Annotated in this window: 26 protein-coding genes; 9 read left to right on the top strand and 17 right to left on the bottom strand. The window is 72.5% G+C overall.

Annotated elements, in window-relative coordinates:
• The first annotated feature begins 172 nt into the window (after positions 1 to 172).
• Positions 173 to 4,189, top strand: a complete 4,017-nt coding sequence (hrpA, locus tag OG774_RS23175) for an ATP-dependent RNA helicase HrpA (protein WP_328304738.1) — start codon at positions 173 to 175, stop codon at positions 4,187 to 4,189.
• A 32-nt stretch (positions 4,190 to 4,221) separates the two neighbouring features.
• On the opposite strand, the gene OG774_RS23170 is transcribed toward hrpA, so the two are convergent.
• Positions 4,222 to 4,527 (bottom strand): DUF3040 domain-containing protein, encoded by a 306-nt coding sequence (locus tag OG774_RS23170; RefSeq protein ID WP_328304737.1) that lies wholly within the window; start codon positions 4,525 to 4,527, stop codon positions 4,222 to 4,224.
• A gap of 92 nt (positions 4,528 to 4,619) precedes the next feature.
• Between OG774_RS23170 and glsA (OG774_RS23165) the strand changes: the two genes are divergently transcribed.
• The 3 genes from glsA (OG774_RS23165) to OG774_RS23155 are packed head-to-tail and all read left to right on the top strand — an operon-like array spanning position 4,620 to position 6,863.
• A complete protein-coding gene (gene glsA / locus OG774_RS23165) occupies positions 4,620 to 5,630 on the top strand; it encodes a glutaminase A (RefSeq protein WP_328304736.1) in 1,011 nt (336 codons plus the stop codon).
• Between the two features lie 35 nt (positions 5,631 to 5,665).
• Entirely contained in the window at positions 5,666 to 6,670 is a 1,005-nt protein-coding gene (gene glsA, locus OG774_RS23160) for a glutaminase A (RefSeq protein ID WP_328304734.1), read from the top strand.
• Positions 6,671 to 6,677: 7 nt separating this feature from the next.
• On the top strand, positions 6,678 to 6,863 hold the full coding sequence (locus OG774_RS23155) for a DUF1707 SHOCT-like domain-containing protein (protein ID WP_328304732.1): 186 nt from the start codon (positions 6,678 to 6,680) through the stop codon (positions 6,861 to 6,863).
• Here the strand turns inward: OG774_RS23155 and OG774_RS23150 are convergent.
• The gene (locus tag OG774_RS23150) at positions 6,832 to 7,737 is read right to left on the bottom strand and encodes a slipin family protein (RefSeq protein WP_328304730.1); all 906 of its coding nucleotides are present in this window, start codon (positions 7,735 to 7,737) and stop codon (positions 6,832 to 6,834) included. The two genes, OG774_RS23155 and OG774_RS23150, sit on opposite strands and share 32 nt — an antisense overlap.
• Positions 7,738 to 7,845: 108 nt before the next feature.
• The gene (locus tag OG774_RS23145) at positions 7,846 to 8,025 is read right to left on the bottom strand and encodes a PspC domain-containing protein (RefSeq protein ID WP_328304729.1); all 180 of its coding nucleotides are present in this window, start codon (positions 8,023 to 8,025) and stop codon (positions 7,846 to 7,848) included.
• Between the two features lie 209 nt (positions 8,026 to 8,234).
• On the opposite strand from OG774_RS23145, the gene OG774_RS23140 reads away from it, so the two are divergent.
• The gene (locus OG774_RS23140) at positions 8,235 to 9,134 is read left to right on the top strand and encodes an IclR family transcriptional regulator (RefSeq protein WP_328304727.1); all 900 of its coding nucleotides are present in this window, start codon (positions 8,235 to 8,237) and stop codon (positions 9,132 to 9,134) included.
• Here OG774_RS23140 and OG774_RS23135 read toward each other — a convergent pair.
• The 14 genes from OG774_RS23135 to OG774_RS23070 all read right to left on the bottom strand — a co-directional run bounded on the left by OG774_RS23135 (position 9,115) and on the right by OG774_RS23070 (position 23,262).
• A complete protein-coding gene (locus OG774_RS23135; protein ID WP_328304725.1) occupies positions 9,115 to 10,965 on the bottom strand; it encodes a sigma-54-dependent Fis family transcriptional regulator in 1,851 nt (616 codons plus the stop codon). The genes OG774_RS23140 and OG774_RS23135 overlap by 20 nt on opposite strands.
• A gap of 158 nt (positions 10,966 to 11,123) precedes the next feature.
• On the bottom strand, positions 11,124 to 11,654 hold the full coding sequence (locus tag OG774_RS23130; RefSeq protein ID WP_328311104.1) for a bifunctional nuclease family protein: 531 nt from the start codon (positions 11,652 to 11,654) through the stop codon (positions 11,124 to 11,126).
• A gap of 11 nt (positions 11,655 to 11,665) precedes the next feature.
• Entirely contained in the window at positions 11,666 to 11,923 is a 258-nt protein-coding gene (locus OG774_RS23125; protein WP_274194601.1) for a hypothetical protein, read from the bottom strand.
• A complete protein-coding gene (locus tag OG774_RS23120) occupies positions 11,920 to 12,525 on the bottom strand; it encodes a hypothetical protein (protein WP_328304723.1) in 606 nt (201 codons plus the stop codon). The genes OG774_RS23125 and OG774_RS23120 overlap by 4 nt, the downstream gene beginning before the upstream one ends.
• On the bottom strand, positions 12,522 to 13,115 hold the full coding sequence (locus OG774_RS23115; RefSeq protein WP_328304721.1) for a hypothetical protein: 594 nt from the start codon (positions 13,113 to 13,115) through the stop codon (positions 12,522 to 12,524). Before OG774_RS23115 ends, OG774_RS23120 begins: the two co-directional genes overlap by 4 nt.
• Positions 13,116 to 13,149: 34 nt before the next feature.
• Positions 13,150 to 13,863: a metal-sulfur cluster assembly factor gene (locus tag OG774_RS23110; protein ID WP_328304719.1), complete on the bottom strand. Its 714-nt coding sequence runs from the start codon at positions 13,861 to 13,863 to the stop codon at positions 13,150 to 13,152.
• The gene (locus OG774_RS23105; RefSeq protein WP_328304717.1) at positions 13,860 to 14,927 is read right to left on the bottom strand and encodes an amidohydrolase family protein; all 1,068 of its coding nucleotides are present in this window, start codon (positions 14,925 to 14,927) and stop codon (positions 13,860 to 13,862) included. The genes OG774_RS23110 and OG774_RS23105 overlap by 4 nt, the downstream gene beginning before the upstream one ends.
• Positions 14,928 to 14,946: 19 nt before the next feature.
• Positions 14,947 to 15,975, bottom strand: a complete 1,029-nt coding sequence (locus OG774_RS23100) for an NAD(P)-dependent alcohol dehydrogenase (RefSeq protein WP_274194606.1) — start codon at positions 15,973 to 15,975, stop codon at positions 14,947 to 14,949.
• Between the two features lie 29 nt (positions 15,976 to 16,004).
• Complete coding sequence (gene groL / locus OG774_RS23095; RefSeq protein ID WP_328304715.1) at positions 16,005 to 17,693, bottom strand: chaperonin GroEL; 1,689 nt, start codon at positions 17,691 to 17,693, stop codon at positions 16,005 to 16,007.
• A 119-nt stretch (positions 17,694 to 17,812) separates the two neighbouring features.
• Positions 17,813 to 18,136 carry an MmoB/DmpM family protein gene (locus OG774_RS23090; RefSeq protein ID WP_328311103.1) on the bottom strand — a complete coding sequence of 108 codons (324 nt, stop codon included), beginning with the start codon at positions 18,134 to 18,136 and terminating at the stop codon, positions 17,813 to 17,815.
• A gap of 56 nt (positions 18,137 to 18,192) precedes the next feature.
• Positions 18,193 to 19,383 (bottom strand): toluene hydroxylase, encoded by a 1,191-nt coding sequence (locus OG774_RS23085; RefSeq protein WP_328304713.1) that lies wholly within the window; start codon positions 19,381 to 19,383, stop codon positions 18,193 to 18,195.
• Positions 19,380 to 20,438: an NADH:ubiquinone reductase (Na(+)-transporting) subunit F gene (locus OG774_RS23080; protein ID WP_328304711.1), complete on the bottom strand. Its 1,059-nt coding sequence runs from the start codon at positions 20,436 to 20,438 to the stop codon at positions 19,380 to 19,382. Before OG774_RS23080 ends, OG774_RS23085 begins: the two co-directional genes overlap by 4 nt.
• Positions 20,439 to 20,602: 164 nt before the next feature.
• On the bottom strand, positions 20,603 to 22,255 hold the full coding sequence (locus OG774_RS23075) for a methane monooxygenase (RefSeq protein WP_274194610.1): 1,653 nt from the start codon (positions 22,253 to 22,255) through the stop codon (positions 20,603 to 20,605).
• 131 nt (positions 22,256 to 22,386) lie between these two features.
• Complete coding sequence (locus OG774_RS23070; RefSeq protein WP_328304706.1) at positions 22,387 to 23,262, bottom strand: IclR family transcriptional regulator; 876 nt, start codon at positions 23,260 to 23,262, stop codon at positions 22,387 to 22,389.
• Between the two features lie 360 nt (positions 23,263 to 23,622).
• On the opposite strand from OG774_RS23070, the gene OG774_RS23065 reads away from it, so the two are divergent.
• Genes OG774_RS23065 through OG774_RS23050 form a run of 4 tightly spaced genes read left to right on the top strand, consistent with a single transcriptional unit; the run spans position 23,623 to position 26,793 of the window.
• Positions 23,623 to 24,162, top strand: coding sequence for a DUF2505 domain-containing protein (locus tag OG774_RS23065; RefSeq protein WP_328304704.1), 540 nt, complete (start codon positions 23,623 to 23,625; stop codon positions 24,160 to 24,162).
• Positions 24,162 to 25,079 carry a nuclease-related domain-containing protein gene (locus OG774_RS23060; protein WP_328304702.1) on the top strand — a complete coding sequence of 306 codons (918 nt, stop codon included), beginning with the start codon at positions 24,162 to 24,164 and terminating at the stop codon, positions 25,077 to 25,079. The genes OG774_RS23065 and OG774_RS23060 overlap by 1 nt, the downstream gene beginning before the upstream one ends.
• Positions 25,076 to 26,263: an MFS transporter gene (locus tag OG774_RS23055; RefSeq protein WP_328304700.1), complete on the top strand. Its 1,188-nt coding sequence runs from the start codon at positions 25,076 to 25,078 to the stop codon at positions 26,261 to 26,263. The genes OG774_RS23060 and OG774_RS23055 overlap by 4 nt, the downstream gene beginning before the upstream one ends.
• The gene (locus tag OG774_RS23050) at positions 26,260 to 26,793 is read left to right on the top strand and encodes a GIY-YIG nuclease family protein (protein WP_328304698.1); all 534 of its coding nucleotides are present in this window, start codon (positions 26,260 to 26,262) and stop codon (positions 26,791 to 26,793) included. The genes OG774_RS23055 and OG774_RS23050 overlap by 4 nt, the downstream gene beginning before the upstream one ends.
• Positions 26,794 to 26,822 lie beyond the last annotated feature (29 nt).

Genomic DNA, 26,822 nt, shown 5'->3' with positions numbered 1-26,822 from the left:
AGACGTTACTGTCCGTTGACCACACCTGCCATCGCGATCACTCGAACAGCCTAGTATCCGCTTCGTTGCGTCACCAGACGGGTCGGGAACACCGGCGTGGCCCCGCGCGCTGACAATGGGGACAGGGCCGTCTCGTGCCCGCATCCCCACCGCCCGCAGGAGGAGTGCCGCCGTGCCCGCCGCGACCGACAGGCAGACCGACGTCGGCGGCGACCTCGCCGCGCGCGTCGCCGCCCTCGGCACCGCGGACGCCCACCGGCTGCGGCGCCGCCTGGAGGGCGCCGGCCGGATCGACGACGAAGCACGCCGCGAGAACACGCTGGCGACCATCGGCCGCGACGTCGCCGCCGCCGAGGCGCGCCTCGAGCGCCGCCGGGCGTCGGTGCCCGCCGTCGCGTACCCCGACGAGCTCCCGATCAGCGGGCGCGTCGACGACATCCGCGCGGCCCTCGAGACCCACCAGGTGGTCGTCGTGGCCGGCGAGACCGGCTCCGGCAAGACCACGCAGCTGCCGAAGATGGCGCTCGAGCTGGGCCGGGGCGTGCTCGGCACGATCGGCCACACCCAGCCCCGGCGGATCGCGGCGCGCACCGTGGCCGAACGCGTCGCCGAGGAGCTCGGCACCACCGGCACCGACACCGTCGGCTACCAGGTCCGCTTCACCAGCCGCGCGAGCGAGGACACGCTCGTCAAGCTCATGACCGACGGCATCCTGCTCGCCGAGATCCAGCAGGACCGGATGCTGCGCCGGTACGACACACTGATCATCGACGAGGCCCACGAGCGCAGCCTCAACATCGACTTCCTGCTCGGCTACCTCGCCCAGCTGCTCCCGCGCCGCCCGGACCTCAAGGTCATCATCACCTCGGCGACGATCGACCCGGAGCGGTTCTCGCGCCACTTCGGCGACGCGCCGATCATCGAGGTCTCCGGGCGCACCTATCCCGTCGAGGTGCGGTACCGGCCCCTGGTGGACGACGAGGGTGATCAGCGCGACCAGGTCGACGGCATCGTCGAGGCCGTCGACGAGCTCCGCCGCGAGGGGCCGTCCGGGGACGTGCTCGTCTTCCTCTCCGGCGAGCGGGAGATCCGCGACGCGGCCGATGCCCTCCGCGAGCACGCAGCCCAGGCCCACATCGAGGACCTCGACGTCCTCCCCCTCTACGCGCGCCTGTCCTCCGCCGAGCAGCACCGCGTCTTCGAGCCGTCGTCGGGTGGCCGACGACGGGTCGTGCTCGCGACGAACGTCGCCGAGACGTCGCTGACCGTCCCGGGCATCCGCTACGTCGTCGACCCCGGCCTCGCGCGCATCTCGCGGTACTCGCGGCGCACCAAGGTGCAACGGCTGCCGATCGAGCCGATCTCGCAGGCGTCCGCCACCCAGCGGGCCGGGCGCTGCGGGCGCGTCGCCGACGGCATCTGCATCCGGCTCTACGCCGAGGACGACTTCGACGCGCGCGCAGAGTTCACCGACCCGGAGATCCAGCGCACGAACCTCGCGTCGGTGATCCTGCAGATGGCCGGCGCGAAGCTCGGGCCGGTCGAGGAGTTCCCGTTCGTCGACCCGCCCGAGCGGCTGGCGGTGCGCGACGGCGTGCGGCTGCTGACCGAGCTGGGGGCGCTGGCCGGGGCGACGGGGAAGGATGGACTCGGGGACCCGACGCGGCTGTCGGAGATCGGCCGCCGGCTGGCGCGCCTGCCCGTCGACCCCCGCATCGGGCGCATGGTGCTCGAGGCCGACAAGCTGGGCTGCCTGCACGAGGTCACCGTCATCGCGGCCGGCCTCTCCGCCCAGGACCCGCGAGAGCGACCGGCCGACAAGACCGACGAGGCCGACGCCGCGCACGCCCGGTTCACCGACCCGCGCTCGGACTTCCTGTCCTGGGTGCACCTGTGGGAGCACGTGCGCTCGGGGCGCCGCGAGCTCTCGTCGAACCAGTTCCGCAAGCGCTGCGGGGCCGAGTTCCTCAACTTCCTGCGCATCCGCGAGTGGCAGGACCTCGCGGCGCAGATCCGCCAGCTCGGCGACGAGCTGGGGCTCACCCGCAACGAGCCGGGTGCCGAGCTGACCAAGGACGTCGCGGACCGCGTCCACCAGGCCCTGCTCACCGGCCTGCTCTCCCAGATCGGCCTGGCGCAGGAGCCGCCGAAGGACCCGAAGACCGGGAAGCCGCGGCGCCGGGCGCTCATCGAGTACGAGGGCTCCCGCGGCGCCCGGTTCGCGATCTGGCCGGGCTCGACCGTGGCGAAGCGACCCCCGACGATGGTCATGGCCGCCGAGCTGGTGGAGACCTCCCGGCTGTGGGCGCGCACGGTCGCGGGCGTGGACCCGGCGTGGGTCGAGGCCGCGGCGGGCGAGCTCGTCACCCGCACGTACTCCGAGCCGCGCTGGTCGAAGCGGCGCGGCAGCGCGGTCGCCACCGAGCGCGTCTCGCTGTTCGGCGTCCCGCTCGCCATGGACCGCACCGTCGACTACGGACGCATCGACCCCGAGGTGGCCCGCGAGCTCTTCGTGCGCCACGCCCTGGTCGAGGGCGACTGGAACACCCGGCACACGTTCGTCACGCGCAACCGCGAGCGCCTCGAGCAGGTCGCCGAGATGGAGCGCCGCGCCCGCCGTGAGCTGGTGGTCGACGACGACACGATCTACGCGTTCTACGACGCGCGCGTGCCCGCCGACGTCGTCTCGGTGCGGCACTTCGACCGCTGGTGGCAGAAGGCCGCCCGCCGTGAGCCGCACCTGCTCGACCTCGACGAGGCGACGCTGCTCGCCGGCGAGGCCCCCAGCACCGAGCAGTACCCGGACACCTGGAACGCGGGTGGGCTGACCCTGCCGTTGTCCTACGCGTTCGAGCCCGGCGCCGAGACCGACGGTGTCACGGTCAGCGTGCCGCTCGCGGTGCTCGGGCAGGTCCGCGCCGAGGACCTCGCGTGGCAGGTCCCGGGGCTGCGCGACGAGATGCTCACCTCGCTGGTGCGCTCGCTGCCCAAGAACCTGCGCCGCTCGCTGGTGCCGGCGCCGGACACCGCCCGCGCGCTCGCGGCCCGGCTGGCCCACGACGGCCGGCCCGCCGCCGACGAGCCCCTGCTGCCGGCCCTGTCCGACGCGGTCCGCCGGCTGTCGGGCCTCACCATCCCCACCGACGCGTGGAACGTGGCCGGCCTCCCGTCGCACCTGCGGCTGACGTTCCGGGTGGTCGGCGACGACGGCGCGACGATCGACGAGGGCCCGGACCTGGGCGCCCTGCGCCGCCGGCACGCCGCCCAGACCCGCGCCGCCGTCGCCGCGGTCGCCGACGGGGTCGAGCGCCGCGGGGTCACCTCGTTCGGCGAGATCGGGACGCTGCCCCGCACCCGCGAGCAGCAGCGCCCCGGCGGCACGGTGACCGCGCACCTCGCCCTGGTCGACCGCGGGGACGCGGTGGACGTGCGGGTGTTCGATTCCGCGCTCGAGGCGCGCGACGCGATGCGCGCCGGCACCCGGCGACTGCTGCGCCTCGCGCTGTCCTCACCGGCGAAGTCGCTGGTGCGCTCGCTCGACAACACGGCGGTGCTGCGGCTGCGGGGCGCGATGGCCACCGGCGGCTACAGGGACGTCGCGGCCCTGGCCGAGGACTGTGTGGACGCCGCGATCGACGCCCTCGTCGCCACGGGCGGCGGGCCGGCGTGGGACCCCGAGGCGTTCGAGGCCCTGCGCGCCCACGTCGCCGCCCGGCTGCCGGCCGCGGCCGCCGAGGTGCTCTCGCGGGCGGAGTCCGTGCTCGGCGAGGCCGGGCCGGTGGAGCTGGCGATCGACCAGCTCGGCGCCCGGTCGGTCGGGCACGCCCTCGACGACGTGCGCGAGCAGCTGCGCACCCTGGTGGGCGACCGCTTCGTCGCGCGCACGCCGGTGGCGCGCCTGCCCGACGTCGTGCGCTACCTGCGGGCCGCGCGCCGGCGCCTCGAGAAGCTCCCGACCGCCCCCCGACGGGACGCCGAGGCCACCGAGGAGATCCACCGCGCCGAGTCGGCCTACCGCGCGCAGCGGACCCGGGCCGCCGCCGAGCCGCGCACCTTCGACCGCGACGCCTACGACGCGATCGGTTGGATGCTCCAGGAGCTGCGGGTGAGCCTGTTCGCCCAGGACGTGGGCACCGCGGGCCCCGTCTCCGAGCAGCGCATCACGAAGGCGCTGGCCAAGCTCACGTGAGCGATGTTCCCGGTGATGGCCGGGAACTTCGCTCACATGGGGGGTCGGTCGCCCTGGCCCAATGCCCAGGCGATGAGGGCCACGGGCACGACGACGATCACGAGCGTCGCGACGCCCGCCAGCACCCAGGGGCCGGGCACGAGCAGCAGGGCGACGCCGATCACCGCGAGCGCCGCGGCCACCAGCCACGGCACGCGGCCCCCGCGACGACGAGGCCGCGCGCCCAGGCGCTCGGCGAAGGCGGGATCGGCGGCCGACTCGTGCGCGGCGAGCTGCGCCAGGGCCTGCCGCTCGCGGTCGGTGAGCGGGCCGGGACGGGGCTCGGGCAGGCGTTCCATGGCGGGACCTCGGTGCGGGACGACGTCGGTGTCGAACGCCACTGAGCATGCCCCGGATCCCCCCGCAGCGCACCCACCGGACGGGAGGGAGGATGCCGATCGTGGTGAGCGATGCCGAGGAGGCCCTGGTCCAGGAGCAGCTGGAGCAGCTGCACGATCACCACTCCGAGGCGCACGAGGACGACATCGTCTCGATCGCCCTCCCCGCCGCCGACGGCGAGGAGGACATCTTCGGGCTGGCCGGGACGGCGGTCGACGGCACGCAGTGGACCGTCGGGGACTGCGAGCACCGGTTCCCGCTGCAGTCGATCTCGAAGATCGTGACCTACGCGCTCGCGCTCGAGGACAACGGCCGCGAGGCGACCCTGCGCCACGTCGGCGTCGAGCCGTCGGGCGACCCGTTCAACTCCATCACCTTCGACGACGAGCACCAGCGCCCGCACAACCCGATGATCAACGCGGGGGCGCTCGTCGCGGCCTACCTCGTCGCGGGCGATTCGCCCCAGGAGAAGGTCGCGCGGATCCTGGAGCGACTGCGGGTGTTCACCGGCGTCCCGGACCTCGTGGTGGACGGCGACCTGCTCGCCGACCAGCTCGTCTCCGCCGACCGCAACCTCGCGATCAGCTACCTCATGCGCTCGCTGGGCATGATCTCCGGCGGCATCGAGGACAACCTCTCGGTGTACCTGTCGATGTGCTCGGTGCGGGTCACCACCAGCGAGCTCTCGGCCCTCGGCGCGACGCTGGCGAACGGCGGGGTCAACCCGCTCACCGGCGAGCGCGCGCTCGACACCCGCCACGTCCGCGACGTCGTCAGCGTGATGATGACCTGCGGGATGTACGACGCCACCGGCGAGTGGGCCACCGACGTCGGTATCCCGGCGAAGAGCGGCGTGTCGGGCGGGATCGTCGCGGTGATGCCGGGGCGCCTGGGCCTCGCGACGTACTCGCCCGGCCTCGACGAGCACGGCAACTCCGTGCGCGGCCAGGCCGTGTTCCGCGAGCTCTCCGAGCGCTACGGGCTGCACATGTTCTCGTCGCCCGACCAGACCCGCTTCGGGCGCCTGCGCCGCACCGGAGGGCCGCGCCTGACCCGGGTCTGACCCGCGTGTGGCGCACGGCGGGCACAATGCCGCTCGTGGTCGCCGTAGGAGAACGGGAACTCGTCCGACAGCAGCTCGACGAGCTCCACGAGAAGTACCGCCTGACCGGCCAGGACGAGGTGGTCAGCTTCTACCCGCCCGAGGCGGAGGCCGACCGCCACCTCTTCGGGCTCGCCGGCACCAACATCGACGGGACGCAGTGGCAGGCGGGCGACTGCTCCGTGCCGTTCCCGCTGCACTCGGTGTCGAAGGTCTTCACCTACGGGCTCGCCCTGGAGGACAACGGCACGGAGGAGACCCTGCGCCACGTCGGCGTCGAGCCCTCCGGCGACCCGTTCAACTCGATCACCTTCGACGAGGTCCACCACCGGCCCCACAACCCGATGATCAACGCGGGGGCGCTCGTCGCGGCGAGCCTCGTGGCGGGCAAGGACGTCGACGAGAAGGTCGACCGCATCCTGGAGCGCTACCGCGTCTACGCGGGGAACCCCGAGCTCGCCGTCGACCAGCGGATCCTGCGGCAGCAGCTGCGCAGCAACGACCGCAACCTGGGGCTCTGCTACATCATGCGCTCGCTCGGCATGATCGACGGCGACATCGACGAGGTCGTGGAGACCTACCTGTCGGCCTGCTCCATCACGGTGACCGCCGCCGACCTCAGCGTCATGGGCGCCACGCTCGCCAAGGGCGGGATCAACCCGTTCAACGGCGAGCGCGCGGTCGCCCGCGAGCACGTCCGGAGCATCGTCAGCGTGATGATGAGCTGCGGGATGTACGACGCGGCGGGCCAGTGGGCCAACGAGGTCGGCATCCCGGCCAAGAGCGGCGTCTCGGGCGACATCGTCTGCGTCCTGCCCCGCTACTTCGGGTTCGGCGTCTACTCGCCGGGCCTCGACGAGCACGGCAACTCGGTGCGCGGGGTGAACCTCTGCCGCGAGCTGTCCGCGACCTTCGGTCTCCACGTCTTCGCCGACCCGGCCGACTCGCGGTTCGGCCGGGTCGCGCAGCCCACGGAGGCGAGCGTCCCGATCGAGGGATGATGGGGACGTGCAGAGGGACGTGCGGGCCTCGGACGCGGAACGCGAGCTCACCGTCGAGCGGCTGCAGCGGGCCGTGGGCAACGGACGGTTGAGCGTCGAGGAGTTCGACGACCGTGCCGCCCGGGCCTACGCCGCGCGCACCCGCGGTGAGCTCGCGGACCTCACCCGCGACCTGCCGGGGAACCTGTGGTGAGCGGCTCCGCGACGGCGTCGATCGCCCGCTGCACGGCCGCGGTGTCGTTCGCGGCCTGACCCGGCTCGTCCGCCGGACCCGCCGTGGCCGCCCCGGCCGCCGACGCGGCCGCGGGGGCGCCCGTCGTGTGCTCGAAGAACCGCAGCAGCTCCACCGGCAGCGGCATGACCAGCGTCGAGTTCTTGTCCGACGCCACGTCCGTGACGGTCTGCAGCAGCCGCAGCTGCAGGGCACCCGGTGCGGCGCTCATGCGCTCGGAGGCCTGGGTGAGCTTCTCCGACGCCTCCAGCTCGCCCTCGGCGGAGATGACGCGGGCGCGCCGGTCGCGCTCGGCCTCGGCCTGCCGCGACATCGAGCGGCGCATGCCCTCGGGCAGCGCGATGTCCTTGATCTCCACGCGGTCGATGCTCACGCCCCAGTCCTCGGTGGGCGCGTCGATGACCGCCTTGAGCTCACCGTTGATGGCGTCGCGGTCCGTGAGCAACGTGTCGAGGTCCGCGCGCCCGATGACCGAGCGCATCGAGGTCTGGGCGACCTGCGAGGTGGCCCGCAGGTAGTCGTCGACGTTCACAACGGCGCGGACCGGATCGCTGACCCGGAAGTACACGACGGCGTCGACGCCGATCGTCACGTTGTCCCGGGTGATCGCGTTCTGCGACGGCACGTCGAGCACCGTCGTCTGGACCGGCACCTTCCGCATCCGGTCGGCGAACGGGACGATCACCCGCAGGCCCGGTCCGCGCACGGTGGGCAGGAGTCGCCCGAACCGCAGGACGACGCCTCGTTGGTACTGCTGGACCGCCTGCACGGCCGAGCCACCGGTGACGAGCACCAGGAGCGCGACCACGACGAGGACGACCAGGAGCGCATCCATGTCCGACTCCTCTCGGCGCCGGGACCGACGGATTCGGCCCCGTCCGTGTCGTCCCATCCTGTGGGCGGACGCTGAGAGTCGGCTGGCAGCGGACTGAACCCCTCCTGATCACCGCTTCGGCATGATCACCCAGAGCGCGATGTAGATGATGAACTGCGGGCCCGGCAGCAGGCAGGACAGCACGAACAGCAGCCGCACGACCCCGGCGGACATGCCGAACCGCTCCGCGAGCCCGGCGCACACCCCCGCGATCACCGTGCCGTGCTGCGGTCTGGTCAGCGTGGCCATGACGTCTCCGTTCCTCGTGCGGCGGGACCGTCCCCACCGTCACCTCCGACTCTCCTCCAACGTCCGGGTGCCCGCTCCGGTGCCCGACCCCCGGGTTCGTCGGGGTGCCGTGGCGACGCCCAGGGGGGGGTCCCGCGCCCCCCACCCGGTCGGGCGCCGTCCCACATTGAGACAGGTGTCACCCCTCCGGCGGTCCTAGATTCAGGCACGTGGACGACGACGGTGTGTCGACGGGCGGCGGCTCGCGGTCTCTGAAGACCGCGGCCACGGTCCTGCGTGCACTGCGTCTGCTCGGCGACCACCCCGCGGGCCTGTGCGCCGCGGAGCTGGCCGAGCGCCTGGGCAAGAGCGCCTCGACGGCGCGATACATGATCAACACCTTGTGCGAGGCCGGCTACGCCGAGCGCGACCGCTCCGGTCGCGTACGGCTCACCGAGGCCCCGCCCTGGGGCCGGTGGGGTGCCTCCCCGAGTCCCGTGCCCGGCGATCCCGACCCGGGTGCCGTGCTCGCGGAGGCGACCACCGAGCTCTACCGGCGCACGCGACAGAGGTCCTACCTCGTGCGCCGCACCGGCACCCTGGTGGCCACGGTGACCGACTCCCGTGGCCATCAGGGCCTGGCCAAGCTGCCCGGCCTGGGCACGCACGTCCCGCCGCACCACGCCCACGCGCTCGCGATGACCAAGGTGCTGCTGGCCACCTCGCCGGCGTACCGCGAGGCCATCGCGGCCGAGCAGCTGACCGACCTCACGTACGCCACGATCACCGACCAGGCCGAGCTCGGTGCCGAGCTCGAGCGGGTGTGCCGCGACGGGATCGCGCTCGACCGCGAGGAGTACGCCGAGGGCCTCGCGACGATCGCCGCCCCCGTCGTCTCGCCCTCCGGTGCCGCCACCGTGGCCCTGGGCCTGTCGTGCTCCGCGCGACGGCTCGCCACCGACCACGACGAGCTCGTCGACGCCGTGCACGAGGTGGCGCGGTGGGCGAGCGAGCAGTGGGCCGGCGAGGGGACACCCCCCGCGGCGCTGGGCGGCAGGCCGGACGGGTCCGTGGCGGCCGAGGACGTCGCCGACGACGAGGACCGCCTGGTCAGCGGCCCACGTCGGTGATCCCGAAGGCCCGCAGCCGGCGGTAGAGCGTCGCGCGGCCGATCCCGAGGACGGCCGCCGCCTGCGAACGGTTGCCGTTCGCCTCCACCAGCGCGGACACGATGAGGTCGCGCTCCGCGGCCTCGAGCGGGGTCAGACGACGCCGGGTGCCCGAGACCGCGAACTCCCCGGGGAGGTCGGCGGGGGTGATGTCACCGGCGGGACGCGCGGCGAGGGCGCGGCGCAGGACGTCGGCGAGCTGGGTGACGTTGCCCGGCCAGCGGGCCCCCGCGAGCAGGGCGGCCGCCTCCGGGGTGCAGCCGGCACGCCGCGCGGGGGCGAGCCGGGCCAGCAGCGCGGTGGCGAGCAGCGGGACGTCCTCGGGCCGGCGGCGCAACGGGTCGACGAGCACCGAGGTGGCGAACCCGGCCAGCACCTCGCCGATCTGGCCGTGCTCGGGGGTCCGCTCGGCGGTCACGAGCCCGACGACCCACCAGGTGGGCGGGACCTCCTCGAGCAGCGCGGTGAGCGCGCCGGCCCCGGCGGCGTCGAGCGCCTCCGCGTGGCGGATCGCGACGGTGGCCGCGCTGCGGCTGCCCTGGGGCGAGGCGGACGCCTCGGAGGCGTACCCGGCCAGGACGACCGCCGCCTCGGGGTCGGACCCGTCGACGGTGATCCAGCGGGCCGTCGGGCGCATCTCGCCGTGCACGGCCCGGACCGCCGCCGCCTTGCCGGTGCCCGGCTCGCCCAGCACCACCGTGCTGCGCGCCGCGGACGCCGCGGTACGCAGCGCCCTCGCCGCGGTCCGCCAGGCCCGGGAGTCGCCGGCGAGCCCGGCGAGCGGCCGGTCGAGGCCGGGTCCGGGGTTGGGCAGCGCGCTGCTGCGCGCCGGGGCGGGCGGCGCCGGCAGCACCCGGTGCAGGGGTTCCTCGCGGCCGGCGAGGCGCAGGTTGCTGCGGCTCGGCACCACCTCGATGACCACCCCGACGGGGCGCCCGGTGGGCACCGGCGTGATCATCAGGCGGGCGGGACCGTCGGCGAGCAGCACCCGTTCCTGCCACGGCCGCGCCCCGGTGCCGACGTCGATCGCCCGCATCGTCACCTGGTCCTGGTCGCCCGCAGGCAGGGCCCGCGCGGCCCGGTTGGCCATGACGATGTCCTCGGTGACCGCGAGCACCGGGCCCCGGGCGCGCGCACACGTCGCGCGGAACGCCGCCATGACCCGGCGCACCCCGGCCCCGCCGCGCTCGCGCAGGACGTCCTCGATGTCGGTGGCCGCCTGGTGGGCGAGGAAGCGCATGAGGTCGTTCGCCTCGGCGCGCAGGCACGTGACGTCGAGGATCCCCGCCAGCGCGCCGTCGGGGCCGCGCACGGGCGCCCCGGCGCACGCGAAGGCCTGCAGCCGCTCGCTGAAGTGCTCCGCGCCGACCACGAGGGCCGGGGTCGCGCCCTCCAGGGACGTGCCCACCCCGTTGGTGCCGGCGAACTCCTCGGCGTAGCTGAAGCCCGGGGCCAGGGAGATCTCGTCGAGGCGGCGCTGGAGCTCGCCCTCGCCGACGCGCCGCTCGAGCACCCGGCCGTCGGCGTCGGTGAGCACCACGGCGACCGACATCCCCGACAGGCGCTCGGCCAGGTCGTCGAGGACCGGGCGGGCGCAGTGGGTGAGGCTGCCGTCGAAGTCGAGGTCGGGCTCGTAGGGCAGGGCCAGCTGGGTGGCGTCGACGCCGGCGTTCCGCGACCGCTCCCAGGAGTCGACGATCTCGGGCCGGACGACGCCGCGGGCGTTCACGGAGCCGCGGTCGACGAAGTACTCACGCGCGCGGTCGAGGGCGCTCCGGGAGCGTCCGTTCATCGGCCACCTCGCCATCCGACACCACTCGATCGACCCGACACCGTGAGTGATGCGCAACACGGCATCGTACGGCGCGAACGGGCTCCGCAGGGGGTTTCGGGGTGTCTCGGATCGAGACGATGTCGCAGGTCAGATCGGTTCATCCCGGACGGGCCGGGTCAACCGGGGTCACGACCCTCGGCATCCGGCGCGCCGGGCGGCCGCCCGAAGTCCTGGGCGGTCGCCTCCTCGAGGAACGCGCGCATCCGTTCGACCTCCTCGGCCGCCTCGCGCGCCGGCTCGGGACGGTCACCGCCGAGCGCCGAGAAGGACTGGCCGACGGCGTCGAGCACGGCGTCGGCGACCTCGATGCGCAGGGCCTCGCGGACGGCCACGGCGAGCACGTCGCTGGGACGCGCGGGCAGGCCCGTCCCGTCGTCGAGCACCAGCTGGGCGTGGAAGCGGTCGTCGACGAGGTCGGTGATCTCGGCGTGATCGAGACGCCGGCCGAGGAGCCCGGCGAGGTCGGCGATCAGATCCTGGGTGAGCCTGCCGTCGTCGTCGGTGACCGCCGAGCGGGGCCCCCGGTCGATGACCTCGGCCTGCGGGCCGCGCACCGACACGACCAGGCACCGGTCGGCCTCGTCCTCGACGAGCAGCGCCAGCGGCTCGCGGGTCATGCGGTGGACCGCGAGCCGCGCCAGGCGCATGGCGACCACGGTCAGTCCCGCCCGGACGGGGGCGAGTCGTCCACCGGGTCGAACGCCGCCCGCACCGCGGCGAGGTCCGCCCGGACGCGGGCGGCGTCCTGGCCCTCGCCCCACGACGGGTCCCCGGGGGTGATCCCGAGGGTCGCCAGCAGCTCGGCCGCGGCCGCCGACGGGTCGCCCGCCTCCCCGAGCACCGGGTGCAGGCCCTCGTCGGCGAGGTGGCGGAAGACCAGGTTGACGACGGTCCAGGGGTTGTACTTCTCGATCATTCCTCGCTCCCGGGGGTCTCGGTGAGCTCGACCTCGTCCAGGGTCTCGAGCTCGGCGGGGCTCAGGCTGCGGGTGCCCTCGAGCACCGTCGCCTGGTGTTCGGCGATGCGACCGTCGACCAGCTGGCTGAGCCGGTAGGCGATCGCGCCGGTCTGGTGCACCGACACCGTGTCGGGCAGGGCCTGGCGGGTGGAGGTGATGGCGACGCCCTGGGGCGTGCCGTCGGACACGGCCACCCCCACCTCGAAGGTCTCGCGCGGGTTGGTCGCCGGGTCGGCGTAGTGCTTCTTGAGCTGCCGGAGCATCTGGTGCCAGGCCAGCACCTCGCCCTCGAGCTCGAGGCCCTCGACGTCGGCCTCGACGAGGCCCATCCCGCGCCCACCCGGGGCGAAGCACCGCGAGTAGGACAGCAGCGCGGTGGTCCACAGCGACTCGACGACGGTGGCGTCGGGCTCCGGGACGCTGAGCTGCTGCACGAGGCGCTCGCAGCACAGCAGCGTCGTCTGCAGGTCGTCGAAGATCGCGGCGAGGTCGGCGAGCGCCGCGGCCGCCGGGGAAGCGATGCGCCGGACGGTGCGCGGGGTCTCGCTGGGGGCGGTCATGCGGCGGTCTCCAAGCGAGCGGGGGATGGGGTCGGGACGGGACGGCCCTCGTCGAGCACCTCGTCGAGGGCGGCGTCGAGCAGGGCGACGAGCACGATGTCGCGTTCGGGCGACGACGGCGGGCCGGAGACCGCGACCACGTGGTGCAGCGCCGCGACCAGCTCGTCGAGCGCGGCGAGGCTGCGGGCGGCCCGCACCCATCGCGGGAGGCGGTGCACCAGCGCCCGGGGCACCACGGCGCTCCGGACCCGCTGGTGGCGACGGGCACGGGCGAGGCGCCGCGTCGCGACGCGCTCGCCGGGACGCCGGATGAGCACGGTCTCCGCGGCGACGCCGACCAGGCGCCAGGTCAGCGCCGGGTCGTCGCTGTCGGCGAGGACGAGGGCCTCGGCCCGACGCAGCAGCGCGGTCCGTCCCTTCGGCGAGCAGTGGTCGTCGACCTGGGTGGCCAGCGCCGCGACGGCGGGGTGCGTGCAGCGCGGCCACGCCCGGAACGCCTCGCCCGCGAGCATCGAGACGTGCTCCGTGAGGCAACGGCCGGCACCGGGGTCGTCGTGGCCGGGGTCGAGTGGCACCGGGTCAGACGGCATGGCGGAAGCCTCTCCTCTCGGCGGGACCCTGTGGTCAGAGTCCGTAGCGGGCAGCGAGCTGACCGCGGCAGATGCTGGTGTTCGCGTCGACGCCGACCTGGTAGCTGCGCGCCTTGCGCAGGTGCAGCGGGAGGTCGTCGACCCCCACCGCGCGGCCCACGGCGTCGACCACCAGGGGTGCGTCGTCCCCGGCCGGAATGCCGAGCTCGCGGCGGCGGGCCCGCAGCCGGGGCAGGTCGTCGCTCGGCGGGGCGTCCCCGAGCGTCATCGTGACGAGCTCCTCCGGCGTCGTCCCCGCCCGCACGAGCGGACGGACGACGAGGTCGGTGCCGGCCAGCATCGCCCGCTCGGTGAACGAACGACGCAGGTCGTGCAGCTCGTCGACGGCCTCCCCCACGGCCGAGCCGGCCATCGACGACACGAAGCCGGCCCGCGCCGCCACGCCCGAATTGATGGCCTCGGAGGCGAAGTGGTCGAGCAGCTCGACGTCGACGTCGGTCAGACCCGGCACCTGGGACACGGCGTCCCACGCGTCGGCGACCATGAGGAATGCGAAGTTCGGGGCGCAGAAGTAGGTGGGCAGGCGCAGGCGCACGTGCGCGACCCCGTCGTCGGACACCGAGGCCGACGCCACGAAGTCCAGGCTGACGACGTCGGTGTCGAGCTCGGGATCCCGCACCGTGCGCAGCGCCTCCCACACCCCGTCCACCGCGGAGGCGGTGGACGGGGTGTCGGAGGTGACGGTCATGCCTGGGCCACCGACCGGTCCTCGACCAGCTCGGCGTCGTCGGGCGACGCCGGGGCCGAGCTCTCCGGGGAGATCTGGCACTCCGCCGGGACCTCGATGCCGTAGAGCTTGGCCGCGTTCAGACCGAGGATCTTCTTCTTGCCGTCGACACCCAGGCGCGGGTAGTCGGCGAACTCCTCACTCTCGGGCATCGTCCAGTCGACGAGGCCCTCGACCTGCCACTTCGGCTCCCAGATGTTGTAGTCCGAGCCGAAGGTCATCTTGTCCTCGCCGACCCAGAACAGCAGCTCGCCCATGACCTTGGCGAAGAACCGCGGCCGGGCGTGCATGAGGCCACCGACGACGACGGACAGGCCCGCGTAGACGTTGGGCTCCTGCGTCGCCATGAAGCAGAAGTCCTCGATGCGCGGCAGGCCCACGTGCTCGACGATGAAGTTCAGGCCCTGGAAGTCGGTGGCCGCGTGGTCGACGTCCGAGACGTCGAACGCGTCCTTGTCCAGAGGCCAGATCGTCGGGCCCTTGTGCACGTGGACGTTCTTGATGCCCAGCTCCTGCGCGCGCTCCAGGAACCGGTAGGCCTCGGGGTCGGTCAGCTTGAAGCCGCGGGAGTCGCCGTTCCACTCCGCGGTGTAGAGCTTCGCGCCGATGGCGCCGTACTTGCGCACGTTCTCCTCGAACTCGCGCATGCCGGCGTCGCCGTCACGCGGGTCGAAGCGCGTGTTGACGATGAACTTGCCCGGGTACTTCTCGGCGAGGTAGCCGTTCTGCTCGGTGGTGTTGAAGCCCTTCTTGTACCACTCGCGCAGGTAGGTCGACTGGAAGATGGCCACGTCGACGTGGCCCTCCTCGAACTCCTCGCGCATCAGCTGCTCTTCGGAGACCTTCTGGAACTCCTCGATCGGCTGGTGCGTCTCCGCCGGGCCGAGGCCCTGGTAGGCGTGGAAGCACTCGATCCAGCCCTTGGCGTACTGCTCGGCGCCCTCGACCCAGTTCTCCGGCGACGCGTCCCAGAAGTGCATGTGGCTGTCGACGATGAAGTACTTCTCGCCGTCCTTCTCGTACATGTGGTGGTGTCCTTCCTGACTACGGGACCAGGATCGCCCGGCCGCGGACCTTCCCCGCGTCCAGGTCGTGCAGAGCGTCCAGCGCCGAGTCGAGCGAGTACTGCACGGTGTGCAGCGTGACCTTTCCGGCCTGGGCCAGGACCATCAGTTCGGTGAGGTCGTTGTACGTCCCGACGATGTTGCCGATCACGTTCTTCTCGCCCGCGACGAAATCGAGCGTCGGGGCCTGGAACTGTCCCCCGTACCCGAGGACGAACTGGTAGCCCGCCGGCCCGGTCATCTGCCAGGCCTCGAGCTCGACGCCCTGTTCGGCGACGAAGTCGAAGACGACGGTGGCGCCGCCGCCGGTGAGCTCCTGCACCTCGCCGACCTGGTTGCCGTCGGCCACGACCGTCTCGTCGGCGCCGATCTGGGAGGCGAGCTTCAGGGCGTCCGGGTTCTTGTCCACCACGATGATCTTCGTCGCGGTGAGCGCGGCGAGCGCCTGGACGGCGATGTGGCCGAGGCCGCCGGCCCCGATCACGACGGCCGTGGTGCCCGGGTAGAGCAGCGGCACGGCCTTGCGCACCGCGTGGTACGCGGTGATCCCGGCGTCGGCCAGCGCGGCCACGTCGGCCGGGTTGGTGTCCGGGTTCAGCTTCACGCAGGCCCGGGCGGTGGTGCGCAGGTACTCGGCCATGCCGCCGTCGTTGTTCGACAGGCCCGGGAAGAACGCGTCCCCGGTGCACTGCATGTCCCGGCCCGCCCGGCAGGCCAGGCACAGCCCGCAGGACGGCTGCGGGTGGAGGATGACCGTGTCGCCGACCTTGACGTTGGTGACGGCGTCACCGACCTCGTGCACCCACCCGGCGTTCTCGTGGCCGATCACGTAGGGCAGCGACGGGTTCTGGATCGCCTCCCAGTCCCCGTTCACGATGTGCAGGTCGGTGCGGCAGACGCCCGCGCCGCCGATCTTCACGATGACGTCGAGCGGCCCCTGGAGCTTGGGCTCCGGGATGTCGTCGATCGACGGGTCCTTCTTGTACTCGTGCACCCGCACGGCCTTCACGACTGTCTCCTCTCGGCAGTGATAACGAGTCAGCCCATCGACGGGCCGAGGCCCAGCGACTGCGGGGTGCTGGAGTCCGGCGGCGGCTGGGGCAGGCCCTCGTCGAGCTGGCCGAACTCTGTCATGAGTGACTTGTTCCAGGGGGTCTGTTCCTCGGCCACCAGGGAGTTCGTGGTGAGGATGAGACCGGCGACCGAGGCGCCGTTCTGCAGCGCCGACCGCACGACCCGCAGCGGGTCGATGATGCCGAGCTCGAGCATGTTGCCGAAGCGGCCCTCGAGGGCGTCGAAGCCCTCGTCGACGCCCAGGTCGCGGGCCTGCTTGACGACGTCGGAGCCCTCGTAGCCGGCGTTCGTGGCGATGAGGTTGGCCGGCTCGGAGAGCGCGGCGCGCACGATCTCGGCGCCGATGCGGCCGTCGCCGGTGAGCCCGTCGAGGTTGTCCAGCGCCCCCTCGGCGTGCAGCAGTGCCGCGCCGCCGCCGGCCACGATGCCCTCGGCCATCGCGGCGCGCGTGGCCTGCAGGGAGTCGTCGACGCGGTGGCGGACCTCCTTGAGCTCCGCGTTCGTCGGGGCACCGACCTGCAGGATCGCGGCCTTGCCGGAGAGCCGCGCGATGCGCTCGGAGAACCAGTCCTCGTCGGTGCCGATCGTCGTGCGGTCCATCTCGGCACGGAGCTGGGACAGGCGCACCTCGCGGGCCGCGGGGTCGCCGCCGCCACCGATGATCGCCGTCTGGTCGCTCGTCGCGCGGACCTGCCGCGCCCGGCCGAGGTGCTCCACGCCCATCTGCTCGATGGAGAACGCCGAGGCCCGGGAGAACACCTGGCCGCCGCAGAGCGCGGCCATGTCCTCGAGGAGGTGCACGCGCTTCTCACCGAAGCCCGGGGCCTGGATGGCGGTGGTCTTGAGGTGCCCGTTCACGTGGTTGTGCACGAGCATCTGGAGCGCGGAGCCGTCGACCTTCTCCGCGATGATCACGAGCGGGGCGGGGTTCCGCATGATCCGCTCGAGCATCGGCATGAGTGTGCGGACGTCGGAGATCTTCTCGGCGGAGAACAGGATGTAGGGATCGTCGAGCACCGCGAGCATCGAGCCCGGGTCGGTGACCAGGTACGGCGAGACGTAGCCGTTCTCGAACTCGAAGTCCTCGACGAAGTTCACGTTCAGGCCGATCATCGGCCCGTCGTCGACGGTGATGACGCCGTCGTCGCCGACGGTGTGCAGGGTCTCCGCCACCACGCGGCCGATCGCGTCGTCGTCGTTGGCCGAGATCGCGGCCACCCGGGACAGCGCCTCGACGTCGTTCACCGGGTGCGCGACCGAGGCCAGGTGCGCGACCACGCGCGCCACCGCGGCGTCGATCCCGCGCTTCACCAGCACCGGGTTGCCGCCCTGGCCGATGGCCTTGAGGCCCTCGCGGACGATCGCCTGGGCGAGCACGGTCGAGGTCGTGGTGCCGTCACCGACCACGTCGTTCGTCTTGACGGCGGCTTCCTTGAGCACCTGGGCGCCCATGTTCTCGAACTGGTCGCGCAGGTAGATCTCCCGCGCGATCGTCACACCGTCGTTCGTGACCTCCGGCGTGCCGGTGATCTTCTCGAGGATGACGTTGCGCCCCTTGGGTCCCAGCGTGGATTTGACCGCCTCGGCGAGCTGGTCCACTCCAGCCTGGAGAGCCCTGCGCGCGTCGGCGCCGAATCGCAGTTCCTTGGCCATGTCCTCACTTCTCCGGTGCTCAGGGGCGCGAACGGGGAGTCATCGGTGCTGCGGTGGAACGGCCACCGGGCCGTCGCCGCCCGCCCCGTGCGAGCGTGCGACGACCCGGGGCCGCGGTGCTACTTCTGGTTCACCACCGGGGGCAACATGTCGCCGATGAACTCGGCCGCCTCCTCGAGATTCCCGAACATGATCGTCCGGTCATCCATGTGGATCATCTTCCCGTAGTGGGTCGACATGTTCTCCTCGAACTCGGCGGCGTTGTAGAAGTCGGGGTCCTCCCCGAGCGCCTCCGAGATGTCGGCGTACACGAAGTCCATGCGACCGACGCAGTCGACCCGGATCATCGACGGCAGTTCCTTGACCGTCACGTTCTCCTGACGGTCCATCACCTCCGCCACCACGACGCCGACCTGGTTGTTCATCAGGGTCACGCCGGCCATGCCGGACTCGGTGTTGTCCTGCTTGAACGGGCTCTCGGCCGTCTTGAAGCTCTTCGTCACTGGTTCAGCTCCTTCGGGGTCTCGAGACCGAGATCGGTGAGGATCCCGGAGAATCGGTTCTTGGCCCGGTCGAGGCTGTCCTCGAATCGCGGAGGCTTCGCGTCGGGCTGCGACCACAGCGGCTGCATCGTGCGGGCCGCATCGATCGCCAGCGGCACCCAGTGCGCCAGCCAGCTGTTGAAGAGCTCCTTGTTGTGGTCCGCGAACTCGCGGTCCTGGGTCAGCGGGGCGAACGCGGCCACGGTCCAGCGCAGGTCGCGCTGGGCGTAGTCGTACTCGCCGGAACCCACCACGGTCGGCGTCACGTAGTCGCCGTTGCCGGCCGCCGACTGCATGACCAGGCCGGACCGGAAGAGCTCGCCGAGCAGCGGCTCGAACACGATGTTGGTGGCGAAGATCATCTCGCCCCAGTCGTTGTCCACCGCCGTCAGCGCCTCGACGACCCTGCGGACGCCCTGCCACTCCGGGTCGGAGTTCCACGCCTCGATGTGCGCGGCCCCGTCGAAGCCCTCGATCTCCTCGGTGAGGGTGAGGTTGTAGAGCGCGAGGTCCTGGGCGAAGCGAATCTTGTGCTCGCTGTTCACCGCCATGACCGTGTTGTGCATGTTCGTCGGCCCGCTGCGGTTGCAGGCGGCGAAGACGTAGAGGCCGAGGATGTGCTCGATGTGCATCCAGGCGCCGACGTTGCGCTCGACGAAGCGCACCCAGTTCGGGGTCCACTGCTGGAACGCCTTCGCCTGGCGCGCGTTCTCGACGTTCTGGGTCACCTGCCGGACAACGTTGGCGTTGTACCGGTACATCGTGAGTTCCCACTCCTCGTTGGGATCACGGAACTCGTGCCAGCCGTGGGCCGGCCAGTCGGCCACGTGGCGCCCGCCGGAGCCGGGACCGCGCTCGGGCTCGGGGTTGTCGACGCCCCACGCCTTGAGCTTCGTCCAGGTCAGCGGGTAGCCGGCGGATCCGTCGGCGAAGCCGTAGATCCAGCCCTGGGAGAGGTAGTGCCGCGGGTCCGGCTGGACCTCGACGGTGACGTCCTCGTAGTGGGTCTGCTTGCGCTTCGCCGGCTTGAAGTAGTTGTAGCGCCGGGCCGAGGGCCCCGAGTCGGGGAACTCCTTGGCGCCCGCTTCCGCGTCGGTGAAGACGGGCTTCGGAACGCTCCGCTCCGGACGTTCTTCGGTGCTGGTCATGAGGTGCCCTCGTCCTCCGGCTCTCCAGTGGTGGTGAACTTGTCGTAGAAGATGTTCCGGGTGTCCATGCCGCGCTGCGTCAGAAGTGCGATCGCCGCGTCGACCATCGGCGGCGGTCCGCACACATAGGCGTCCATGCCTTCGAGGTTCGGTTCGCCGTCCCGCACCACCTCCGTGATCAGGCCCGTCGCCCCGTCCCAGTCGTCACCTTCGTGGTGGGACAGGGCAGGGACGTACTTGAATCCCGGAATCTTCTCCTCGAGGGCACGCAGTTCGTCCTCGAAGCACAGGTCGCCCTTCGTGCGGGCGCCGTAGTAGAGGCGTGCCTTGCGGTCGCCGTCCTTCTCCGCGAGGGCACGCAGGAGGCCCAGCATGGGAGCCATGCCGGCGCCGCCGCCGATGAAGACGATGTCCGACGTCCGGTTCTCGCGGAGGGTGCACGTACCGAACGGCGCCTCGACCTCGAGGCGGTCGCCGATCGACACCTTGTGCTCCAGGAACTGCGAGAACGCCCCGTCGGGGTAGATCTTGATGACGAACTCGAACACGCCTTCGCGGTTCGGGAGGTTCGCCATCGAGAACGACCGGACCTCGCCGGTGTCGGGGACGGTCAGGTCCATGTACTGACCGGGGAAGAACTTGATGTCCTCGCCGGCGATCTGCTTGACCACCAGGTGGCGCATGTCGTGGGTGACGGCGTCGTTCGCCAGCACCTCGACGGTGCCCTTCCGCAGCGGCAGGCCCGACCGGATGATCTCCTCGTCGTAGTTGAGGAGCTCGATCACGAGGTCGTTGTAGGCGTGGGCGCGGCAGAGGAGCGTCTGGCCCTCTTCGCGCTCCATGTCGGGCAGGGCGAAGGTGGAGTACTTGTCGAGGTCGATGTCGTCGATGTCGCCCTCGAGGACGAAGGACTTGCAGGCGGCGCACTGGCCTTCCTTGCAGCCGTGCATCAGCTGGAGGCCTTGCTCGGACGCGGCGCGCAGGATCGTCTGGTCCTCGTCGACCTCGATCTCGATGCCCACCGGCTCGAAACGCACCAGGTGCTTGTCACCCATCGATGGCTTCTCCGTTCGGGAGTCAGATGCCGAATATCCGGACGAAAACGGTCGGTTTGCGGCCGGACGAGGGCGTGCGGGATCGAGGGAGGGCCGGGTTTCCCCGGCCCTCCCTGTCACCTCACCGTGCTACTGCGTCGTGCCCACGCGTCGAACCACTGGCGTCAGCTCGTCGCGTCGGCCGGACGGCCGGCAGGACCCTGACGGTTGTAGTCCGCCACGAACGCCTCGCGGTCGGCATCGCTCATCTCGTTGAGGATGACGTTCGGGCTCGCGACCGGCCCCATCCGACGAAGGTGGTCCGTGGTCCACATCTTCTTCGGGTCGAGGTCCAGGTGCGGCTGCGCCGTGAGGGTCTTGCCGTCGTCGCGGACGAAGCCCATGTCCTCGACGACGTCGGCCCAGTTCCAGCCGTGGTAGAGCGTCTCCCACTCGCGGTGACCCACGAGCTTGCCCATGTTCGGGGTCTCGCGACCCTGGTACGTGGGCCGGAAGGCCTCGGCGTCGGTCCAGCGGCAGGCCTCGTGGCAGTACGTGCGCCACTGGCCGTCCACCTTGTCGACGACCATGTCCTCGCGCACCAGACACGGGACCATGCAGGTCCAGCAGCGGTGCGGGTACACGTAGTCGACGTCCTCGGCGACGATCGGGTGGTGCCCGTTCGGCCGCGACAGGCGGTTGTAGTTCTCCCACCACTTGCCGTACTTGTCGTACCAACCCGGGTACTTGTACTCGAACCACTCGAAGTCGTCGTCGGTCATGCCGTCGATGCGCCAGTAGTTCGCGAGCCACCCGGTGGCGAAGAACTGGGCCACCTCGTGCACGTAGCCCTTGTTCCAGATCTGGTTCCACGACTCCTCGATGAGGTCGTGGGGGATCACCAGGCCGTACTTCTCGAGCGGAAGCAGGTAGGCCCGGTAGTAGTCGTCGTAGATCCAGCGACGCCACATCTCCGCGTAGGACTCACGGTCCTTGCGGCGGTCCTTCGTGCCGTACTCGATGAACGTGCCGATGGCGGCGTCCACCACGCGGTGGTTGTTCCACCACGCGTAGCGCAGGTCGCGCTCGAGCAGCTGGCGGTTGTCCTCGTCCGACAGCGCCATGAGGAGCGTGGCGTAGCCGTTGGAGATGTGCCGCGACTCGTCCGACTGCACCGAGTGGAACACCGTCGGCAGCAGGTAGTCACCGTTCGCCGCCGCCTCGGCCGGCATGGCCACGAACAGGGTGTTCGTGAAGGCCGTCTCGGCGACGATCGTCAGGTAGATGCTGGCCGCGGTGATCGCGTCACCGGTGATGAACCCCTCGGCGAACTGACGGCCGATGGTGCCGCAGTAGTCCGAGTGGAAGTTCCGGAGGGTGTTGTTGAAGCCCGCCGGGTCGATGTAGTTGTTCATGTACAGGCGCTTGAGGTTCTGCTGGATCGTGCTGTGCCGAACCTCGTCGATCATCTGGATCGCCTGGCCGTTGTGCAGCTCCGGGTTCGGAACCGCCTGGAACAGCATCGGCATCGACCGTGCGGCCGAGATCTCCGGCAGTGGGATGATCGAGAGGAACAGCTTCTGCCACTCCAGCCAACGCTCCTGGACCTGGCGGAACATGTTCCCGCGGATCGCACCGTCGGACGCGCCGTAGACGCGGTTGTCCTTCTCCTCCTGCATGGGGAAGTAGGACCGGAGGACCTGCTTGAGCGGGTCCTTCTTGGCCGCCTTACGGAACGTGTAGTCCGTCCCGTACTTCATGTACGGCTCGTGGTACTGCGGCTCCCAGGAAAGTTCCTGGATCTTCTGGTGAGCCTTCGCCAAACTCTGACGGCTCATCTCTTCTCCTTGTGGAGTTCCAGCTCGGCCTACGGGGTTCCGCAGCCGTGGTCCGTGGTGGTGGCCGGCGCCCCCTGGTGAGGGACGGCGGCACGGCCGGCGTCGTGTCCGGTCGCGCGTGCGAGAGGGGTTCAGTGCCCCCCGGGGACGGGATCGGCAGGCCGAGGTGGCGGGAGGTCGGTGTCGGCCTCGAGCCAGGATCGGGTGGCGGTGGTGGCGACGTCGCGGACCGCGCCGGTGAGCTCGTCACCGTGGGTCTCGAAGCGGCGTGCCGGGGTGGAGATGGCGATGCTCGCGGCGACCCGGCCCTCGGGATCGAAGATCGGGGCGCCGATGCAGCAGAAGCCCTCGGCGTACTCCTCGCGGTCCACCGCGTAGCCGCGCCGGCGGACCCTGGCGAGCTCCAGCTCGATGGCCGGGGTGCTCGTGATCGTGGTGCCCGTGAAGGAGGTGAGGTCCCGCTGCTCCCGCAGACGCTCGGTGCGGGCACCGGAGGAGGCGACGAGGGCCTTCGTCACGGCGAGCGCGTGGGCCGACGCGAGCGGGATGCGCTCGGTGAGGTGCGGGATGCGGGCGAGGCCCTGGTGGCCGCGGGCGTCGACGATCACCGTCGCGTCGTCGTCCTCCCAGCGGGCCAGGTAGGTGCGCTGCCGGGTGCGCCAGTAGAGCTCGGTGACCGCGTCGGAGAGCCGCTCGGGCAGCTCGTAGCGCGCCAGGTCGTCGCGGGGAGCGGGGTCGCCCCACGCCTCGCCCCACGGCGGGGACTCGTGGAGGCGGACGGTGCCGGCCTGCTTGTCCCGCACCGCGTAGCCCTCCTGGCAGAGGGTGTTGAGCAGGTACCGCGCCGTCGCGGTGCTCTTGCCGAGCTGCGCGGCCAGGGCCTCCGGCGTGATCCCCTCGGGCGACGCACCGAGGATCCGGAGGGCGGACAGCGCCTCGGCGGCGGTCTTGAGGGAGCGGCCCCCACCGACGCCACGGGCCGAGTGGGCGGAGCGCGGTTCCGTCATCGTTGCTCCTCCCGTCGTCGGTGGACCTTGCTCCGACCGGCCGCTCGCTCGCCGTCCTGAGATGGCCACTGAACGCGGTCGCGGACCTTGTGGTCAACATCACGGTTACCGCGTGCAGCATCTGCAATCACCGCTGACCGCACGGGGTGCGCCGTTGCTCGCCGACCGCTCCGTGGACCGCCTGCGACGGCCGCGCGACAGGCGGTGCGGCGACCGACGGACTGCCGGGGGCATCCGGGGGAACGGTGCTGTGGCCGGCCCGCGCGTGACGGTGCTCGGTGGACGCCGGGGCCGCCCGGTCGGGGGCCGTCCGCGCCGTGTCCGGGAACGGACGGCCGCCGACGATTAGGGTCGATCCACGTGAGCACCCGGCTGGCGCTGAGCCGCGACTACCCGCACGGCGTGCCCGCCTTCGCGTCCGCGCTCGCCGAGCCCGACTTCCACCGCGTCAAGCTCGACGTCGACGGTTCCGGGCGCATCGAGGTGGTCGCGTTCGAGCGCCGTGACGCCGACGCCCGCGACGGGGAGGGGGCGCGGCGCGTGCGGGTCGTCCTGCGCCAGCCCGTGCCGCCCGGCCAGGTCCCGGCGGTGCTCGAGCAGATGCTCTCGGGGATTCTGGTGATCGAGCGCACCGAGGAGTGGACGCTCACGCCACGGCGCTGCGACGGCCGGGCGCACGTCGCGGTCCCGGGCACGCCGATCAGCGCGGCGGGCACGATGGCCGTCGTCCCGCAGGGCGCCGACGGCACCCGGCTCTCGATCGACCTCGACATCACCGCGGCCGTCCCGCTGCTCGGCGGCGGCATCGAGCGCGCCGTCGTGGCGGGCATCCGCGGGCTCACCGGCAGCGAGCACGACCGGATCTCGCGCTGGCTCGTGCGCGCCGAGCAGGCCGGCTGATGCCGGCCCGCCGCCGTCGCCGGCTCGGGGCCGACCGGCTGTACGTGACCTCGGCCGACGGCCTGCCGCTCGGGCACCTCGACCTGTTCAGCCGCGTCGCCCACGACGTCCCCGCCGGGTACCGGGAGACCTTCGTCAAGGAGGCCAACGCCTGGCTCTGGCAGAACAACATGCCGCCGATGGGCAGCCCGAGCGAGGTGGCCCCCGAGCCCCCGCCCGCGCTCGGCGCCGGCGTCGAGCCGCCGGAGGGCGGCTGGGACCCGGGCGTCGACGACCTCGCCCTGCGCCGGCCCGGGCACGGGCTGCTCGACGAGGCCGCCCAGGCGCGGGCCACGCGCGGACCGGACGCCGACCGTCCGCTGCGCCTGCGGGCCGACGGCCAGCACGCCGTGGCCGAGGCGTTGGGCAAGCTGACCCGTCCGCCGGCCCTGCGGCGCGGGCGCGGCGCCCGCTGGCGGATCCTCCACCGGGTGCCGATGGCGTTCGCCGAGGGCCCCGAGGGCAAGGTCGTCCTCGACCACGTCGTCGTCGGGCCGCCCGGCCTGTTCGTCATCGAGGTCGTCAACATCCCCGGCGGCCGGGTGGTCGTGGAGGACAACAAGCTCGACCTCGCCGGCACCTCGATGGATCTGGAGCGGCACCGCCGCATCGGGGCGGAGGCCGCCGACCGGGTGTCGGTCGCGCTCGCCCGCGCCGCGGGGGCCGCCGAGACCCTCGACCCGCCCGCGGTGCACCCCGTCATCGCCGTCGTCGGCGCGATCCTCGCCGGCGACGGGCGCCACCGTCGCCGTCACCGTCACCCGCGTCGGGCAGCTGCCGCGCCTGCTCACGGCGTTCGGGGATCCGCTGTCCGACCTGGCGGTCGCGCAGACCTACGAGGTGGCCCGCCGGTCGGTGACGTGGAGCCCGTGACATGACCTCGGTGACCACGTCCCTGCGCCGCGCGCGGGTCGCGGTGATCGGGATGTTCGTCGTCAACGGCGCGACGTACAACAGCATCGTCCCGCGGCTGCCGAACATCCGCGACGACCTGGGCCTGTCGAACGCCGCGCTGGGCACGGCGATCGCCGCCTTCCCCGCCGCGGCGCTCCTGTTCGGGGTGCTCGCGGGCCCGCTGATCGCGCGGGTGGGCAGCGGCCGCGCGGGCGCCGGGGTGGGCCTGGCGGGCGCGGTCCTGCTGCCCGCGGTGGCGCTCGCGCCGTCGTGGCTCGCGCTCGCTGCGGCCCTGTTCGTGCTCGGCCTGACCGACGCGTGGGCGGACGCCGCGATGAACGCGCACGGGCTGCGGGTCCAGACCGGCTACGGGCGCTCGATCGTCAACGGCCTGCACGCGGTGTGGAGCATGGCCGCGGTCGGCGCCGGCCTGCTCGGCGCGGCGGCCGCCGGGCTCGGGGTCCCGCTGCTCGTGCACCTCGGGGTCGTGGCGGTCGTACTGGTCGGGGTGTCGGTGCTCGCCTGGCGGTGGGCACTGCCCGGGCCGGAGCCGGAGGCCGAGCACGAGGACGGGGCCGCCCGTCAGGGCCCGTGGCGCGCCGCCGTCGTCGCCGCCGGACCCCTGCTCGCGCTGGCCGCCCTGCTCATCGCCTCGGGCGGCATCGAGGACTCGGCGGCGTCGTGGGGCGCGATCTACGTCCGCGACGACCTCGGCGGCGGCCCGTTCGTCGCCGGCCTGCCGTTCGTGGCGTTCCAGATCGCCATGACCCTCGGGCGCCTCGCGGGCGACCGCGTCGTCGACCGCTTCGGCGGGGTGGCCGTGGCGCGCGCGGGCGCGGCACTGGCCGCGGTGGCGATGTCGACGGCCCTGCTGATCGCACACCCCGTCGCCGCCGTCGTCGGCTACGCCGTCACCGGGCTCGGCGTGGCGACGCTCTTCCCGCTCGGGTTCGCGGCGGCGGGCCGTATCCCCGGGGTGCGGCCCGGCGACGGGATCGCGGTGGTCGGGTGGCTCGCGCGCCTGGGCTTCCTGACGTTCCCGCCGCTGATCGGGCTCGTCGCCGACCGCGTCTCGGTGGGCGCGGGGCTCGTGCTGGTGCCGATCGCCGCGGTGGCCGCGATGCTGCTGGCCGGCGCGCTGCGGCCGGCGCGCACACTGCGGACGTGACCGTCACCGACGCCGTCGCCGCCCTGTCGGCCCCGCTCGCTCCCCTCGACGAGACCGTCGCCTCGCTGGGCCGGGACCCGGGGCTCGTGGCGTGGTGGGCCACCGGCGCACCGGTGTCGGGCCCCGCCCACCCCGTCGACGACGGCTGGGTGCTGCTCGAGGTCGGCGACGCGACGATGCTGCGCAACCGCGTGACCCGCCAGGACCTCTACCGGACCGGCGTCTCGACGCTGCGCCGGACGCTCGCCGGGCTGCTGCTCGACGACCTCGGGCTCGCGCCCACCTGGGCCGCCGAGGTGATCCTGCCGCGCGCCGACGAGGATCGGCTGACGGAGTGGATGCGCGCGCACCTGCGCCTCACGGTGACGGTGCGCGAGGACCGCAAGCTGCTGCTCGGGCCGGTGCGCGACGCGATGGCCCCGGGGTTGCGCGACGACCGCGAGCCCGCCCGGTCCGCGCTGGCCCGCTTCGACGCGGCCGCCGGCGAGCGCCCCGTCCGCGACCCGTCGGTCCCGTTCCGCCGCCCCTGACCCGTGAGCGAAGTTCCCGGCCATGGCCG

Source organism: Actinomycetospora sp. NBC_00405 (assembly GCF_036044095.1).
GTDB lineage: Bacteria > Actinomycetota > Actinomycetes > Mycobacteriales > Pseudonocardiaceae > Actinomycetospora > Actinomycetospora callitridis.
This window is presented reverse-complemented; position numbering and strand designations above follow the sequence as displayed.